The sequence below is a fragment of the Rossellomorea vietnamensis genome, assembly GCF_001305855.1.
Lineage (GTDB): Bacteria > Bacillota > Bacilli > Bacillales > Bacillaceae_B > Rossellomorea > Rossellomorea vietnamensis_A.
The window spans coordinates 48,835-65,378 of sequence record NZ_LIXZ01000012.1; the positions used below are offsets into that span (position 1 = coordinate 48,835).

Here is a 16,544-nt window from a genome sequence, read left to right on the forward strand (position 1 = left end):
AGCGAACTTTCACCTTATCTATTCTGCCTGCTTGGCGATGCTTGATTCATCGTGCAAACAATTGGACTTTGCTTTTGGTTTATACATGAATTTATATAACAGATAACCGACAATGAGCACCGCCCCTCCGATGAGAAGATAGGTCTGAATCTGACTTATCAATGATTGCACAGATTTCAAATTCCCATTTTTCCCGACTATTAACATCGTCAGGGTAATCGGAAATATCCCTATGAAAGTTAAGCCTCCAAATTTCCACTTATTCACTTTACTGATACCTGCAACATATGAGACATAATTACCGATGCCGAGGGGTCTCGTAATCGCTATACTCCACAAACCACATTTCCGGAACCATTTTTGCCCTTTTTCAATTTTCTTCGAGCTGGTTTTCTCTTTGATTTTATCCTTCAGCTTGTATCCAATACCATAGGGGATAAAACTAAAAATGGTATAGATGACACTGCTTGTAAGGGCTAAAATAAAAAGCTTTAGCAGGGGGGGATCAAGTACGTATCCATAAGCCAGGGTCACTAGGGCGCCTGGAAAAGGCAAAGAGGACGCTTCAATCGCATTTCCAGCGAATAAACCCCACATTCCTAACTCCTTAATTAATTTCAAGACAAACTCTAACATCGGTCTTTCCCTCCACGATTCATTTATATACCCTTTTCCCTATTTTGTTTATTAAAAACGCATTTGAAGGATAAGATTTCATCCACTGGAGGGAATTAATGCTAACGTAGGGAGTCCATTATTGAATTTCGTCAACGAATGTACGGCCGTCTATTCTCCACTGATTTTCCAATGAATCCCTGTGTAAATAAAATACAACATTTTTTTCGTCTTGAGAATGATTGGAGCGAATCCATTTCACCCTGAATTGTAATTTCATCGCCACAAGGACAGGTAAATCCTCTACAGGTAGGATCGATCTTTGGGTAATCTGGATATGATTCACCGAAGCAAGTGTCTTTTTTAATGAACGATTGTTTCCGGTCATTATTTGGGAAAGAAGTCTTTCATCCTGTTGATTAAAGGCAATCTCCAGTACACTGATCAATTCATATGGATCTAATTGGTATAAATACCTGTCCAGTTTGCCACCAGCTTTCAATATCATGACTTTATGGGCTAAGTCTGGGGTGGGCGTCTTATGCGTCGTACTGCCGTAGAAATGGACACAGAAATGCCCTGGAAAATTATTTTGGAGTGCTCCGGCACCATGAGGCATTCCATTCATGGAAGCAGAGATGAGCTGGTCATGAACCAATACCAGAATCGCACGACGATCCCAACTCCACTCTCCTCCGTAAATGGCTTTCATTATTTTCGTGTCTTTTTCTGTGACCGGCTGCACATCCGCATGTTTACTACCTGCCCTTCTCTGCACTCTGAAAGACAACCCTGTATCTACATCAATGATTGTAAAATAAGAATGGTTTGGAATGATTCCCTTTACTTGTTCCCATGGAAGAATCTCAACTTGAAAACTCGGTATGGCTTCGGCCGATTTTGCTCCAAAGACAAGGAGCATTGAAAGGACGATTATGAATCTCATCATAAAAAGCATGTACGAAACCTCATTTTTTTCCTTAGTTTTGGTCCCCCTGTTGCCGGTTCATTCACTCAATTTTTGGAAGTGGTATCCGAACATGAAATAACTCTCTTATACGGATACTACCAAGGAAAGGGAGGATTCAAATGCTTTTGATTAAACTGACTGCGATAGGTCTGTTAGTGTTTCCGGCAATGGGAAGTCATGATCACCTACATATTCAATCACCAAATCACACACCCGTTTCAGTTGACCGTCACTACCTGGAAGTACCATTGGTGGATGAACCATTAATGAATGAGAAACACTATGAGGATTTTGTTTCCCAAGTTCAGAATATGGTCTACTCCCCTCCACATAATGCCTATATTAATGAACTTGACCGGATAGTCCCCGAAGTGGCAGGATATAAGCTCCATGAAAGGAAATTTCGTAATCTGGTCGAAGGTTTCTTGTTCTCAAAGGGATCGGGATTGATCGAACCTCCTTTATTGACGTTATATCCAAAGGTGGATAGTGAAATTCTCGCTCACATACGAACACAAAAAATAGGTCAGTATGTTACGTTCTTTAATAAACATAATGAAGAGCGAACGCAAAATATTAGCCTGGCAGCCAAGAAAATCAACAATACGGTCGTGTTTCCAGGGGAAGTGTTCTCTTTTAATGGCGTGGTCGGAAAAAGAACGAAAGAAAAGGGTTATAAAAAAGCCCCCGTCATTGTAAGAGGGGAACTTTCTGAGGATATCGGCGGTGGTATCTGCCAGGTATCCTCGACCTTATATAATGCGGTGGATCAAGCGGGCGTAACCATATTGGAAAGGTATCATCACTCGAAACGAGTGCCATATGTCCCTGAGGGCAGGGATGCAACCGTGAGCTGGTACGGTCCCGATTTCACCTTTAAAAACGCTTATAATCAGCCGCTTCTCATTCGGGCAAAAATTGCAGGTGGACAAGTGATCATAACCGTACATTCATCAGATCTTATCAATGTGAAAAAAAGAAAGGTCCCCAGCGCCTCCCATAAATTACCAGAGGAAAAACAAGTCGATCATTCCATACAAAATTAAAGGCATCTGCACTTGCAGACGCCTTTCCCCAGTTTATTTAAGGTGTTGAATCCCTTCAATGACAGTCGATACCAGCCGTTCCAGATCTTCTTCTTCGATATTTAATGGAGGTGATATGGTCAGGACATTATTGAACCCTGCCACTGTAGCACCATTTTTTCCGATGATGACTCCATTCTGCTTACAATATCCGATGACTGCGTTTACTTTATCCAGCTCCAATGGTTCCTTGGTATCCTTATGAGTCACCATCTCAATTCCGATCAATAATCCCTTCCCTCTCACGTCCCCTACATTGGGGTGATCCTGGAGGTGATTTTTCAAGGAATTTAACGTTTTTTCCCCGAGGTCTTTTGACCGGTCAAAGAGTTTCTCGTTTTCCATGATTTCAATGTTCTTCAAAGCAAGCGCACAAGCTGCAGGATTTCCTCCGAATGTGTTAATATGACGGAAATAATCATATTCTTCAGATCCCTTAAAAGCTTCATAGATCTCTCGTTTTACAGCTGTGGCGGATAATGGGAGGTAAGCACTGGTGATACCCTTGGCCATTGTAATGATATCAGGCTTCACATCATAATTCATAAAGCCGAATGCCTTTCCGGTCCGTCCAAAGCCACAAATCACTTCATCCACTATTAAGAGAGCACCATGCTTCACACACACTTCTTTGGCCGCCTTCATATAGCCATCCTGCGGCATGAGGATTCCTCCGCCTGTAATAATTGGTTCCATGATCAGTGCAGCGACTGTTTCACTTAGTTCCCACGTCATGGCCTGATCAATTGCCTTCACCCCCGGAAGGTCATGGGGATTTCCCCCCGTCACTTCGTCGCGGTATGCGTCCGGAGGAGCAATATGGTGAAATCCAGGCGCCAATGGCTCATACTTAAATTTCCGCTGAGCCTGCCCTGTAGCAGCCAATGCTCCCATAGAATTACCGTGATATCCTCTATATCGGGAGAAAATTTTATATCTTCCGTGATCACCGTTTTGTTGGTGATACTGGCGGGCGATTTTAAAGGCCGTTTCATTGGCTTCTGATCCACTGTTAGAGAAGAAAATCACATAGTCATCACCAAGTAATTGATTTAACTTCTCTGCAAGCTCAATGGCTGGTTGATGACTTTGTGTTAGTGGAAAGTAAGCCATTTTCTTCAGCTGCTCGTAAGCAGCCTCCGCTAACTCCTGTCGTCCATACCCAACGTTAACACACCATAATCCTGCCATACCATCAAGATACTTCTGTCCCTCCTGATCAGTAATCCACGACCCGTGAGATTCTGTGACAACCATCGTTCCCTCGGGATTATATGGTTTCATGGAGTGCCAAATGAGTTTCTCGTCCTGCTTTAACCATACATCTTGAGAGTGACCAGCTTTTACCATGAAGATTCCCCCTAACCCTGATTAAAAATCAAATCGAGAAGTGATCATTTTCTTCCTAGTATAGAAATTTACTCCGTCTTTACCATTTACATGCATATCTCCGTAGAAAGAATCCTTCCACCCTGAAAATGGGAAGAATGCCATAGTTGCAGGAACCCCCACATTAATTCCCAGCATCCCTGCGTCTGCTTCCTCCCTGAACTGTCTTACGGCGCCGGCGTCTTTCGTATAGATCGTTGCACCATTACCGTATCTTGACTGGCGGATGTAATCCAGTCCCTGGTCCAGGTCTTCAGCTCTTAAAAGACTGAGGATAGGTGCAAACATCTCTTCTTTCGCGATCGTCATTTCCGGTGTCACTTGGTCAAAGATCGTCGCCCCCAAGAAGTTCCCTTCCTTGAAATCTTCCATCTCTTGACGGCCGTCCCTAATGAGTGACGCTCCTTCTTGTATGCCTTTTTCAATATAACCGAGGGTCTTCTCCCGATTTTCCTTTCGAATGACCGGAGTTAGCAGAACTTCCTCATCCATCCCATTCCCTATACATAATTCGTCTGCTTTTTTACTTAAAGCCTTCACGAACTTTTCATTGTCACCGACGACCACTACTGCACTGCATGCCATGCATCTCTGTCCTGCACTGCCAAATGCTGAACTGATGATATGTTCAGCCGCTTTATTGAAATCCGCATCAGGCATGACGACATGATGATTTTTTGCTCCCGATAGTGCCTGGACCCTTTTTCCTTGTGAGGCGGCCTGTTGATACACATATTTGGCAACCGGCTGGGAACCGACAAATGAGATGGCCGCAATGTCCTTATTCTCCAGTAAGCCATTCACCACATCATGGGCGCCGTGCACCACGTTGAGGACCCCGTCGGGCATACCCGCGTCTGTTAACAACTCTGCAAGTCTATTGGCTAAGATCGGGGTTCTTTCAGACGGCTTCAATACGAACGTATTTCCACATGCGATGGCAAGGGGGAACATCCATAACGGGACCATCATAGGGAAGTTAAATGGAGTGATCCCTCCTACAACTCCGAGTGGATAGCGGAACATTTCGGAGTCGATATCTTCCGCTATCCCACTGAGCGTCTCTCCCATCATGAGTGTGGGTGCACCGCATGCAAATTCCACACATTCTAATCCACGCTGTACTTCACCATACGCTTCTTTGAATGACTTTCCATTTTCCTGTACCACCAGTCTGGCCAGATCCTCGTGATTGTCAGAAAGCAATGTATGATATTTATAGAGAATTCGCGCACGTTTTGGCACCGGGGTCTTTTTCCACGTTTCTGAGGCAAGCTTCGCAGCTTTCACAGCCATCGCCACATCTTCCTTAGTGGATATCGGCACCCTTGCAATTTCTTCGTTTTTGGCAGGATTTAAGACTTCCAATGTTTGTGAGCTGAGGGAGTCCACCCACTTACCACCAATATAATTTTTCAAAACTTCTACATCCTTTTTTATTACAGTCATATTCAGTTCCTCCTTATTCCTTTTTTCGATAAGATATTCCCAAAGAAGTTCAGAACTTTCTGTATACTTGATACTTTCATTATGAAAGAAAACGTCTGGTCATTCATTAGACATTGTGTAACATAACCAGGGTATTACGCTTGACACTATAACTAATTGCTTGATTTACTGTATCTTGGTCTTCTTCAATAAGCTTTGAGGCTGTAAATACTCATGAGCGGCCAATAGAAATTCGATTGCCACCCGTTTATCCGATCTCATGAAATCCTCACCCAGCAAATCTTCTATTTTTTTCAATCGATGATAGAGCGTTTGTCTTACGATAAATAACCTTTTAGAGGTTTCTTGTTTTGATCCCTGACAAGATAGGAAAACTTTAAGTGTCATCATTAAATTCCCATCATGTTCCCGGTCATAATCTATCAATGGAGAAAGAAACTCTTCGATCATTTCCCCCATGTTCACATTTTCATTAACGATTGAGATCAACCTGAATAAATGTAGGTCATCGAAGAAATAATAGTGGTCTCCACCTTCGACTTTTGTTCGAAATGCAAGGGTATCTTTCGCAGTTTCATAGCTTTTATGGATATCCATCATTTCGAATTGATATTTACCTGTGGCGAATACTGAATGTGACGACTTTTCAAAAAATCCCGATCTTCCTATTTTTCCGTATGCTTTTATCAATCTGCCCTTCCAATTACCGGCATTCCTGGTATCAAGAAGTATGAAGATTAAATCATGATCTATCCTTTCGGGCACCACTTTGAATCCATATTGCTCAAATATACTTTTTGTTACAAGGTTAAAGAAGGTGAAATCAAGCATTTCTTTCTCATCCAGTGTATTCGTCTTGCAAATACATACGACACCCCCATGGACCGATACGTTTAGTTCATCCATAAAAGTGGCAAGTCTGTCGTATGATTGATCTCCTTTTAACCACGACATGATCCACTTTGATTCTTCCAAGCGTTTTTGTTCATCAAAATACAATTCCCTCATCAAATATTGAGCAAGGGCAGTGGACGTCCGGTCAAGGATTAATAGCTCATATTCACTAAACGGGTGATTGTACCGATAGATGCACAGCTCCGCATACTCCTGATCAAACAGAATGACTTTCGTCGAAACAATATGATGATCCTTACTGTCTTTGTCCCTATAGTAGTTTTGTAGGAAGAGCTCTTCTTCAGAGGAGCACATTAAGGGATGAACCTTTACATCTTGTTCTTTCAACTGAAAAAGTACCGGAACATCCAATTCTTTATGTAACACTTGAAGAATATCCCTCCAGTGTTTAACTGAAAGCAGCAATTTATTCAGGTTCTGAGCATAGAAATCAAGTTTCTTGATCATCTCATATTGCTGATTGATTATAACCGCGTGTATATCCTGAGTGATACTGACAAAGGGAACTTCTTTTTCAAAAACAATAATGGGGAAATCAAATTCATCCGCCCACTCGAGGACAGCTGATGGTATGGTAGAGATATTTGTATCAAGTTCGATACAAAGTGCTGCTGCTTCACAGGCTCCCAACTGATGTATGAGAGAAAGGAAACTGCCTTCCTCCTTTAGGGCAAGACCAGTTGAAAGGATCAATTCGTTCCCGTTAAGAAGATTTTTAATGGAAGTGACTTCGACAATGTGGACCCATTTTACTTGTCTGGAGAGACCTCTGTGCCCAGCCATAACCTTAGCATGTTCAAAGTACTTTCTTTCCAGGATATCTTTCACTGAAAAATAGTAATGACTTCTCATCTTTCTCTCCTTTTATTCGGCGTAGTAAATGGAGAAAAAGGATTGGAAGAACCAATCCTTCAATCCGCTTCAGTATGGGGGATTGCAAACTGTATCTCTTCACCCCACCACTTCACTAATTGTTCTTCAGTCAAGTGATTCGAAGACAAGACGGATAATACCCAGTGTATTAATTCATCCGTCGTTTGCATATTTCTGGGGCAGAGCGTCAAATCTTTATCTGCGGACAGATCCCTCATGCCGCTTAGCCCCCTTTCAAGGATGGGTATGAAATAAAAGATTTGAAAAATACTTTCGCGCATTCGCCGTTTTCACATGCAAAGTAGCGCTTCTTTTATTTTCTGTATGTTTAAAAACAACAAAAGCTCCACTGAGATTTTCGGTGACCTTTTCTATCTTAAAGCCCTTTTGCAGGAGAAAATCAATCTTATCCCTTTCACTTAAGAACTCTTGATAATCGGACATTTCAACACCCTCCCATTCTCCTATTTGGAACCACTGTAGCCCATTCAAGAAAAGCTTGTGCCCGTTGGGGATTTTTCGATAACGTTTTCTTCTGATTCTTCAATGATCCAATCACGTCCTACCGACATGCCCAGATATTTCTCATCACTGGGATCGGAAAGCTCGGCCTGCTCATACTTTTTGAACCACCAATATTTAGCCAATACGTAATAGCAGAGGGCTCCTATACCAAATCCAACCAAAAACGAAAAGTTAGGAACAAAATATGAAGCGACTGCCCCAAAGATCCATGAGATGAAGCCCGCAAGATTAATTCCTTTCATGTAGCTGAATTGTCCACTATCTTCATATAATGCCGGCACATTGACCCGGCGTTTTCTTATAAAATAGTAATCTGATATCAATATTCCGACGATCGCGGATAAAATCCCCCCTACAAACAGAAGAACGGGAATGATGATATCGAAAAGGTTCCATGGCTGGACGATCGTCCCTACGACCCCGGCAGTTAACACACCGGCCCAAAATGGAAACTTTGGCCCCCCAACATTTGAAAAGATGGTAGCTGCAGGTACTATATTGGCCGCAATATTCGTGGACCATTGTGCCAGGACGATCATCAGGAGCAGGATTCCCAAGACAAATCCGCTTGCTGCCTCCTGCAGGGCAACTACAGGATCATAATTCAGAACGGCTATATACGAAATACCGCCGATTAATACCATAAATGCTTGAGTTATCGGCAGGGCTATAAGATTACCAATAAGAGCACTCCGGTTTCTCTTGAACCAATTCCTTTCATTGCTTGGAGCCTTCATGAAGCGTGAAATGGAAGGAATATCTGCTGAAAGTGTTGCCCAAAATCCCATATTACTAAAAATCACGACAAGGAAAGCGGTAAAAGTGGCTGCTCCCGTCACCGGACTTTCAACCCAGCTCCATATATCTCTTCCATGAGAAGCTGCGGAGTCTGACAATGACGAATACATCCAGACTGAGATGAGAATGATGACTGGGGCAGCAAGGTCTGCAAAACGTTCTACAGCCTTAATCCCAAGCGCAGTATTCACCAATTGAAGAATAGCAAAAATCAGAAAACACACAAACCAATTATCAAAACCTGATAATATATTTAGAATTCCGTTCATCGCAGTAGCACCGAAGTATGTGTTAATTCCAAACCACATGGAAGCAGCCAGGCCACGAACAACGGATGGGATATGCGTGCCGATCGTTCCGAAGGGTGCTCTCATGTATACAGGGAAGGATAAACCATGTTCGATTCCTATATCGCCGGTTAAGGTAATAAATAACCCAATTGCAAGGGAACCTATGATCGTGGCTAAAACGACGAGGGGTAATGGTAACGATACGACACCGGCCCCACCGATGGCGAATGTTGCAAGTACGACTACCATCCCCACCCACATAAAGGAATAGCCAAGCTTTGTAACTTTCCTTTCACTTTCTTTGACCGGTAATAAATCTGGAGACTTTAAGTAACTTCTTTTCAACATGAACACCCCATTTTGTTTGCTTCGAATGGCTTTACCAATCTTTTCACAAGAGAGGCGAGTGGGTATAAAGTCTGAAATTCTTTACACCCGCTCGCGAGGAGTCGTTCTACCATTAAGATGGATGCTTCCCTAAAAAAGGATCAGCTCTTAGAAGATTGAAGTGCTGCACTCTCTTCATTTACCAGCAGGTTACCGTATTTTGCTCTCTTAATATACTTTCCGGTACCCTGTTTCCCTACAAACGTTTTATCTTTGATGACATATTCACCCCTGGATAATACAGAAACCGGTTCACCTTTAATCTTCATGCCTTCGAACGGGTTATAATCTGCTGCCATATGATGGGTCGCAGCAGAGATGACTCTTTCTGCTTCCGGATCAAAGATGACGATATCTGCATCCGAACCAACGGCGACGGTTCCTTTCTGAGGATACAACCCAAACAATTTCGCACTTCTCGTCGACATGATATCCACGAACTGATTCAAGCTTATGCGTCCTTTTTCAACCCCTTCTGAGAATAATATGGATACACGGTCCTCAATGATCGGTCCGCCATTCGGAATTTTAGTGAAGTCTTCTTTCCCAAGATCCTTCTGCCCCTGGAAATCAAAAGAACATTGATCAGATCCCAATGTTTGAAGCTGCCCGCTTTTCAAAGCATTCCATAAGACGTCCTGATGCCACTTTTCCCTGAGTGGAGGCGACCATACGTACTTCGCCCCTTCAAAGTTAGGACGTTCTAAATAAGTTTGATCAAGGACCAGATACTGTGGACATGTTTCACCCCATACATTCAACCCTTTACTCCTCGCCGCTGAAATCTGTTCCACGGCCTCCGAGCATGAAACATGTACAACATATAGTTGTGAATCCGCTAATCCCGTTAGTTTAGCCGCTCTGCCAGTGGCTTCCCCTTCAAGTTCAGGAGGTCTCGTCAAAGCATGATAAATCGGTTCCGTTTTCCCTTCTTCTAATGCCTTCTCGGTTAAGTATTCAATGACATCCCCATTTTCTGCGTGAACCATGACGAGAGCCCCGAGCTCCCTTGCAGCAACCAATGTTCTAAATAAAGTCTCGTCGTCTGCCTGAAATACATTTTTATACGCCATAAACACTTTGAAAGATGTAATCCCTTCCTCCTGTATGACTTCAGGCAGTTGGGAGAGTACTTCTTGATTGATCTCCCCGATCATTAAATGGAAGCTATAATCGATAACGGCTCTATCCTTTGACTTCGCATGCCATGTATCGATGGCACTTTGAAGTGGTTCTCCTTTATTCGTTAAACAGAAATCAATAAGGGTCGTTGTCCCCCCGAACGCAGCGGCAATCGTTCCGGTTTCAAAGTCATCCTTTGAAACCGTCCCGCCAAATGGCATTTCCAGATGTGTGTGCGGATCGACTCCTCCGGGGAAAATGAATTTTCCGCTTGCATCAATCACTTCAGCCTCTCCTGCATCAAATCCTTTTCCTATCGCTGCAATCTTCCCGTCTTGTATCAGGATATCTGCTTTATACGTATCAGTTGCTGTTACAATCGTTCCATTTTGAATGATTTTATCCATTACGGTACCTCCTGGTTTATTTTACTGCATTAACTTTAGAGCCCGACAGGTTACTCATGACTGCTTGACGTTCGTTCCAGGTCATCGGCATCTGACCACTCGGAACTTCAATCATATCAATGGCGCCATCAACCGGACAGACAATCGAGCAAAGATTACATCCGACACAGTCTTCTTCCCTCACCTTTAGATAGCTATTTCCATCAGGATCCTTCAGCATATCAATACACTGATGAGAAGTATCTTCACATGCAATGTGGCACTTATTACAATTGATGCACACGTCAGTATTGATTTGGGCCACTACACTATAATTCAGATCCAGATTACCCCAATCGGAAAATTTCGGCACTGACTTTCCAACAATCTCCTGAACGCTTGGTATTCCTTTATCATCTAAATAATTATTCAATCCATCGAGCATATCCTCGACGATCCTGAAACCATGGTGCATCGCTGCCGTGCATACTTGGACTCCGGAAGCACCCATAAGCATGAACTCCACGGCGTCCTGCCAATTTGACACTCCCCCCATACCTGAAATCGGAACATTGATTCTCGGGTTTCTAGCACATTCTGCCACCATGTTCAAGGAAATAGGTTTCACTGCGGGTCCGCAATATCCACCGTGAGCACCCTTACCGCCAACATGGGGAATTGTGTTCCATGAATCCAGATCCACTCCGGCAAGGCTATTGATCGTGTTGATCATGCTGACAGCATCCGCTCCGCCTCGAACGGCTGCTTCGGCTGTCACGGTTATATCCGTTATATTAGGTGTGAGCTTTACAATTACCGGTGTCTTGGCCACTTCCTTTGCCCAGTGAGTTTGTTTCTCGACCAGCTCAGGCACTTGACCGGAGGCAGACCCCATCCCCCGTTCAGCCATCCCATGGGGACAGCCGAAATTCAATTCCAATCCATCAACGCCTACATCCTCTACTTTTTTAACGATTTCATGCCATTTTTCCTGCTTCGGCTCCACCATTAATGAAGCAATGATGGCGTGATTCGGGAATCTCTTCTTAGTTTCATATATTTCTTTTAAATTCACTTCCAATGGACGATCCGTAATCAATTCGATATTATTGAAACCCGCTACCCTCTGACCATTAAAGCTTACTGCTGCGAACCGGGATGAAACATTTATAATGGGTTCACCCAACGTTTTCCAAACCGCACCTCCCCATCCAGCCTCGAAAGCCCTTTGAACCTGATACCCTGAGTTCGTTGGTGGCGCAGATGCTAACCAAAATGGATTGGGTGATTTGATCCCCGCTAAATCTATGCTTAAATTCGCCATGGAATTCCCCCCTCTTAAACAGTTTTAATTCGTTTTCACTGTCGAACATATCTCATGTAAATGGTATGCTGCCTGCTTCCCTTGCTCTGCAGCCGTAACGACCATTGCTTCCCCGATTCCTTCACCGAATACGATGTCCCCACAGGCAAAAATCGAAGGGTTCGATGTTTGAAAAGTACCGGGGTCAACCTTTAGCACTCCCTCAGAGTGCTCTAACCCGAATTGTTCAATCAGTGTAAGATGACGGGTCTGCCCTATGGCTTTAATAACGACATCAACCGGCAAAATGAATTCGGAGCCGTTAACCGGAATGGGTCGTCTTCTTCCATCTGACCCCGGCTCTCCAAGCTCCATCCTGATACATTCGATCCCTGTAACCTCTCCTTTTTCATTCCCGATGATTCTACGGGGAGCCGTCAACCAGCGGAACTCCACACCATCCTGCTTAGCAAATTCGTATTCAAAATCATAAGCTGTCATTTCTTCTTTTGTACGCCGGTATAAGATTTTCACATTCTCTGCTCCCAGACGAATGGAGCAAGTGGCTCCATCTATCGCTGTGTTTCCTGCACCAATCACCACTACTTTTTTACCGATGTAGTCGTGATTTAACTTGCCACTTTTGGTTTTCTTCACAAACTTAATGGCATCATGCACACCTATCAGATCTTCTCCATGAATCCTCAAGTCCGGGACACTGGACATTCCTGCAGCCAGGATGACAAAATCATGTTTCATTGCAATTTCCCCTGCAGATATATCCCGACCCACTTTAACATTTGTCCGGATCTCTACATTCAGTTTCTTTACCTGTTCCACTTCCCAATAAGAAATGCTTTGAGGAAGGCGGAACGAAACGATGCCATAAGTATTTAAGCCCCCCGCTTCTTTTTCAGCCTCATAGATCGTTACATCATATCCTAAGCGCGCGAGTTCCCTGGCTGCCGAAAGTCCGGCTGGTCCCCCTCCAATAATTCCGACTTTCTTTCCGTTCGGCTCTCCCGCTTCAAAGAGCACAGTGTCATTATGTCTTGCCCAATCTGTGGCATACCGTTGAAGATCCCCGATCATAATCGGTTTGGTTGAAGAATTTAGTACACATGCTCCTTCACATAGCTCCTCTGTCGGACAGACCCTTGAGCAGCTCGCCCCGACGGGATTTGCAGACATGATTGTCTTAGCAGAACCCTTTAAATTCCCTGATGCAATCTTTTTGATAAATGATGGTATATCGATACTTGTCGGACAGGCTTGAATGCAAGGTGCATCATAGCAGTACAAACATCGATTTGCTTCCTCGAGTGCCTCCCTGCCAGTTAACCCCTTATGGGTTTCCTGAAAATTTTTCTCGAGATTGAGTAATGAAAGTGTGTTGGACAAACTGACTTCCCCCTCTTCATTTCCGATTAATGAATCAATGATGGAACACTCCTTATGGTTCCTGCTTGGTTATGGAAGTAACGCCGTCATATCGTTATAGGTTTCGGGTCTCCTGTCACGATAAAACTGCCATGTGTCCCTTACTTCCCTTAATAACTTTTTATTCATTTCCCCGATGATCACTTCATCCTGATCCCTGCTTCCAACTGAAACAAAGCTCCCCCTCGGATCGACCAGATAGGACTGGCCGTAGAATTCACCCATATTCCAGGGACCTTCATATCCGACGCGATTGATGGCTCCCAAATAGTATCCATTTGCTACTGCATGAGCAGGCTGTTCAAGTTTCCATAAGTATTCGGAAAGCCCTGCTACGGTCGCTGACGGATTAAAGACAATTTCCGCCCCCTTCAACCCTAATAAACGCGCTCCTTCAGGGAAATGCCTGTCGTAACAAATGTAGACCCCTACCTTCGCATAAGCCGTATCAAATACCGGATACCCAAGATTTCCCGGTTTGAAATAATATTTCTCCCAGAATCCGTATCCTTCCTCCCCGACACCCACGTGAGGGATATGCTGTTTTCGATATTTTCCCAAGTATGTTCCATCTGCGTCGATGACAGCTGCCGTATTATAGTAGGTTGCTATTCCTTCCCGTTCATAGATTGGTAGAACAATGACCACACTCAGCTCTTTGGCAAGATCCTGAAATTGTTTTGTAGTCGGACCATTCGGGATTTCTTCTGCAGAGTCATACCATTTAGGATTCTGCTCTGAACAAAAGTACGGCCCGTAGAAAATCTCCTGCAAACATATGATCTGAGCACCTTTTTTCGCTGCATCTCTCACTAGTTCCACATGCTTTTTGATTGCGTTCTCCTTATGGACGTCCACTGTTTCCTTCCCGTCGACATCATGAGAAGCCTGAATGAGTCCAATTGTAACCAAATCTGACATTCCAATTCCCCCATTACGTTAAGATTTTTATAAAATAGTAAGCGCTTTCATTGTTTTTGCTTCACATGTAAACACTTACTAGATTTCACTACCGTTTGGTTGAATTCTGAATTTTAAGTATTTTCACTTTATTTTAACCCGTACTAAAATAGTTTGCATTATACATTGTGTAACACGAACTACCCTCATCATTTGTCATTATGTATTGATATCAATTTAGTAAGACACTTTGTCCGTTTCTCATAACGTATCATACGCACCTCGAAAAATTTGTAGAATAATTTGTCTAAATCTTATAAAAATTCAGTTTTTAATCGACAAAGTTCACAAATCCCTCATTTCACCTTATCTTTTATTTACAAAAAAACAGCCTCATCAAATGAAAAGGCTGTTCCTCGATTAACGGTATGAATTGACTGAGTTCATTTTCACTGACTGCTGTCTTTCCGGTCTGTACTTTACTACTTGTCCAATAAACCAGGCGAGTACGGCTAACCAGATGATTGCTCCAAGAACCATCGAAACTGAATAAGAAAGTCCGAAGCCTTCCGGTGCATAGAAAATATACGAACTTACCACTGCTGTCATAAACAACGCGGGAAGACTGCAAATCCAGTGGAATTTTGCTTTCTGCAATAAATAGATGGAAGCGGTCCATAGCATCACAGTCGCTACTACTTGATTCGACCAGCCCACATACCTCCAAAGAAAGGTATAATCGATTTGAGTAAGCAGGAAAGTAGGTACTGCAACAGGGATGACGAGTAATCCGGGAAGCCATTTCCCTTTCATTTCTTTCTTCCTGAAATCTCTCAGTAAATCTGCGAGCATCATACGTGAAGATCTGAGGGCGGTATCCCCTGTTGTCACTGGAAGGATGATGACACCAAGGACGGCCAGTATCCCGCCAAGAGTCCCAAGTGTCGTTTTACTGATCTCATTAACTACCCCTGCAGGTCCTCCTGAAGCCAATGCTTCTTGGAGGCCCTCTGTTCCATTGAAAAATGCCATACCAGCAGCAGCCCAGATAAGTGCTATGATGCCTTCAGCTACCATCGCCCCATAAAATACTTTCCGACCTTCACTTTCCCGTTTAAGGGTTCTTGCAAGTATCGGACTTTGAGTGGAATGGAAGCCGGAAATTGCTCCGCATGACACCGTGACCATCAAGAGCGGCCATAAAGGCAGTTCGCCTGGATGCATGTTCTCAAATGTTAAATTCGGTACAGGATGTTCAAAGAAGAATAATCCGATTCCGATTGCTACCGCCATAAATATAAGTATCGCACCGAAAATCGGATAAATTCTACCGATGATTTTATTGATCGGTAAAACTGTTGCTATTAGAAAATATGTAAAGATAATGACCAGAGAGGTCATAAAGTTAAGGGGCGTCACCTCTGCCATAAGTTGCGCGGGCCCCGATGTAAAGGCAGCCGCTACAAGGATCATTAACACGATGGATAATATGTTCATGACGGACTGAACTGGTTTCCCTAAATATTTCCCTACGATTGTCGGGAACTGTGCCCCATTATGTCTGAGAGAGAGCATTCCGGAAAAATAATCATGTACGGCTCCAGCGAACAATGTACCTATCACAATCCACAGAAATGCCACAGGACCGTATAAAGCCCCAAGGATTGCACCGAAGATCGGACCCAATCCCGCAATGTTCAAGAGTTGTACCAGACTTGCTTTCCACCAGCTCATGGGCATATAATCCAAGCCGTCTTTATTTGCATATGCAGGTGTGATGGTGGAATCATCGACACCGAAAATCTTTTCTACCACCTTTGAATAAAAGAAATAACCAACTACCAGAATACAGATGGATGCAAGAAATGTGAGCATCACGATGTCCTCCCTTCACTAATTGAAATTAACGTTTATTCTATTACGAAAAACGACAAAAAACAACGGAATTTTCTAAAAATATTATTTTTTCAGAATAAATTAACAATAACAATTTCAAATAAAACCTATCAAAACAACAATGAAACCGCGTACAATTCTAATAAAATTTTTTTAATATAAGAAATACGCATCCCCATTAGGGAATGCGCCTCATCTGAT

General features: G+C 43.3%; 14 protein-coding genes. 1 reads left to right on the top strand and 13 read right to left on the bottom strand.

Translation table 11 applies throughout. The features are described from left to right. Positions 1 to 18: 18 nt before the first annotated feature. Entirely contained in the window at positions 19 to 636 is a 618-nt protein-coding gene (locus AM506_RS14895) for a DedA family protein (RefSeq protein ID WP_060673281.1), read from the bottom strand. Positions 637 to 754: 118 nt separating this feature from the next. Next, positions 755 to 1,573, bottom strand: a complete 819-nt coding sequence (locus tag AM506_RS14900; RefSeq protein ID WP_235576120.1) for a hypothetical protein — start codon at positions 1,571 to 1,573, stop codon at positions 755 to 757. A gap of 131 nt (positions 1,574 to 1,704) precedes the next feature. Between AM506_RS14900 and AM506_RS14905 the strand changes: the two genes are divergently transcribed. Continuing rightward, complete coding sequence (locus AM506_RS14905; protein WP_060673282.1) at positions 1,705 to 2,631, top strand: VanW family protein; 927 nt, start codon at positions 1,705 to 1,707, stop codon at positions 2,629 to 2,631. A gap of 33 nt (positions 2,632 to 2,664) precedes the next feature. Here the strand turns inward: AM506_RS14905 and AM506_RS14910 are convergent, their stop codons facing one another. The 11 genes from AM506_RS14910 to AM506_RS14960 all read right to left on the bottom strand — a co-directional run bounded on the left by AM506_RS14910 (position 2,665) and on the right by AM506_RS14960 (position 16,322). Further along, positions 2,665 to 4,020, bottom strand: coding sequence for an aspartate aminotransferase family protein (locus AM506_RS14910; RefSeq protein WP_060673283.1), 1,356 nt, complete (start codon positions 4,018 to 4,020; stop codon positions 2,665 to 2,667). A 21-nt stretch (positions 4,021 to 4,041) separates the two neighbouring features. Next, entirely contained in the window at positions 4,042 to 5,508 is a 1,467-nt protein-coding gene (locus AM506_RS14915) for a CoA-acylating methylmalonate-semialdehyde dehydrogenase (RefSeq protein WP_060673284.1), read from the bottom strand. Between the two features lie 165 nt (positions 5,509 to 5,673). Then, positions 5,674 to 7,275 carry a PucR family transcriptional regulator gene (locus AM506_RS14920; protein WP_060673285.1) on the bottom strand — a complete coding sequence of 534 codons (1,602 nt, stop codon included), beginning with the start codon at positions 7,273 to 7,275 and terminating at the stop codon, positions 5,674 to 5,676. Positions 7,276 to 7,334: 59 nt separating this feature from the next. Next, positions 7,335 to 7,514, bottom strand: a complete 180-nt coding sequence (locus AM506_RS14925; protein ID WP_060673286.1) for a hypothetical protein — start codon at positions 7,512 to 7,514, stop codon at positions 7,335 to 7,337. Positions 7,515 to 7,530: 16 nt separating this feature from the next. After that, positions 7,531 to 7,740 carry a hypothetical protein gene (locus AM506_RS14930; protein ID WP_060673287.1) on the bottom strand — a complete coding sequence of 70 codons (210 nt, stop codon included), beginning with the start codon at positions 7,738 to 7,740 and terminating at the stop codon, positions 7,531 to 7,533. Positions 7,741 to 7,784: 44 nt separating this feature from the next. Further along, positions 7,785 to 9,257 carry an NCS1 family transporter gene (locus AM506_RS14935; RefSeq protein ID WP_060673288.1) on the bottom strand — a complete coding sequence of 491 codons (1,473 nt, stop codon included), beginning with the start codon at positions 9,255 to 9,257 and terminating at the stop codon, positions 7,785 to 7,787. A gap of 140 nt (positions 9,258 to 9,397) precedes the next feature. After that, on the bottom strand, positions 9,398 to 10,825 hold the full coding sequence (gene hydA, locus AM506_RS14940; RefSeq protein ID WP_060673289.1) for a dihydropyrimidinase: 1,428 nt from the start codon (positions 10,823 to 10,825) through the stop codon (positions 9,398 to 9,400). Positions 10,826 to 10,841: 16 nt separating this feature from the next. Further along, the gene (gene preA / locus AM506_RS14945; protein ID WP_060673290.1) at positions 10,842 to 12,128 is read right to left on the bottom strand and encodes an NAD-dependent dihydropyrimidine dehydrogenase subunit PreA; all 1,287 of its coding nucleotides are present in this window, start codon (positions 12,126 to 12,128) and stop codon (positions 10,842 to 10,844) included. Between the two features lie 24 nt (positions 12,129 to 12,152). Beyond that, entirely contained in the window at positions 12,153 to 13,508 is a 1,356-nt protein-coding gene (locus tag AM506_RS14950) for an NAD(P)-dependent oxidoreductase (protein ID WP_060673291.1), read from the bottom strand. A gap of 69 nt (positions 13,509 to 13,577) precedes the next feature. Beyond that, positions 13,578 to 14,468, bottom strand: coding sequence for a nitrilase-related carbon-nitrogen hydrolase (locus AM506_RS14955; protein ID WP_060673292.1), 891 nt, complete (start codon positions 14,466 to 14,468; stop codon positions 13,578 to 13,580). Between the two features lie 399 nt (positions 14,469 to 14,867). After that, positions 14,868 to 16,322: a carbon starvation CstA family protein gene (locus AM506_RS14960; protein ID WP_060673293.1), complete on the bottom strand. Its 1,455-nt coding sequence runs from the start codon at positions 16,320 to 16,322 to the stop codon at positions 14,868 to 14,870. Positions 16,323 to 16,544: the final 222 nt, after the last annotated feature.

Coding starts and splice junctions, on each gene's coding strand:
- preA (WP_060673290.1), bottom strand. CDS start 12,128: ATGGCGAATTTAAGCATAGATTTAGCGGGGATCAAATCACCCAATCCA.
- AM506_RS14925 (WP_060673286.1), bottom strand. CDS start 7,514: ATGAGGGATCTGTCCGCAGATAAAGATTTGACGCTCTGCCCCAGAAAT.
- AM506_RS14905 (WP_060673282.1), top strand. CDS start 1,705: ATGCTTTTGATTAAACTGACTGCGATAGGTCTGTTAGTGTTTCCGGCA.
- AM506_RS14955 (WP_060673292.1), bottom strand. CDS start 14,468: ATGTCAGATTTGGTTACAATTGGACTCATTCAGGCTTCTCATGATGTC.
- AM506_RS14895 (WP_060673281.1), bottom strand. CDS start 636: ATGTTAGAGTTTGTCTTGAAATTAATTAAGGAGTTAGGAATGTGGGGT.
- AM506_RS14960 (WP_060673293.1), bottom strand. CDS start 16,322: ATGCTCACATTTCTTGCATCCATCTGTATTCTGGTAGTTGGTTATTTC.
- AM506_RS14935 (WP_060673288.1), bottom strand. CDS start 9,257: ATGTTGAAAAGAAGTTACTTAAAGTCTCCAGATTTATTACCGGTCAAA.
- hydA (WP_060673289.1), bottom strand. CDS start 10,825: ATGGATAAAATCATTCAAAATGGAACGATTGTAACAGCAACTGATACG.
- AM506_RS14910 (WP_060673283.1), bottom strand. CDS start 4,020: ATGGTAAAAGCTGGTCACTCTCAAGATGTATGGTTAAAGCAGGACGAG.
- AM506_RS14900 (WP_235576120.1), bottom strand. CDS start 1,573: ATGCTTTTTATGATGAGATTCATAATCGTCCTTTCAATGCTCCTTGTC.
- AM506_RS14915 (WP_060673284.1), bottom strand. CDS start 5,508: ATGACTGTAATAAAAAAGGATGTAGAAGTTTTGAAAAATTATATTGGT.
- AM506_RS14920 (WP_060673285.1), bottom strand. CDS start 7,275: ATGAGAAGTCATTACTATTTTTCAGTGAAAGATATCCTGGAAAGAAAG.
- AM506_RS14930 (WP_060673287.1), bottom strand. CDS start 7,740: ATGTCCGATTATCAAGAGTTCTTAAGTGAAAGGGATAAGATTGATTTT.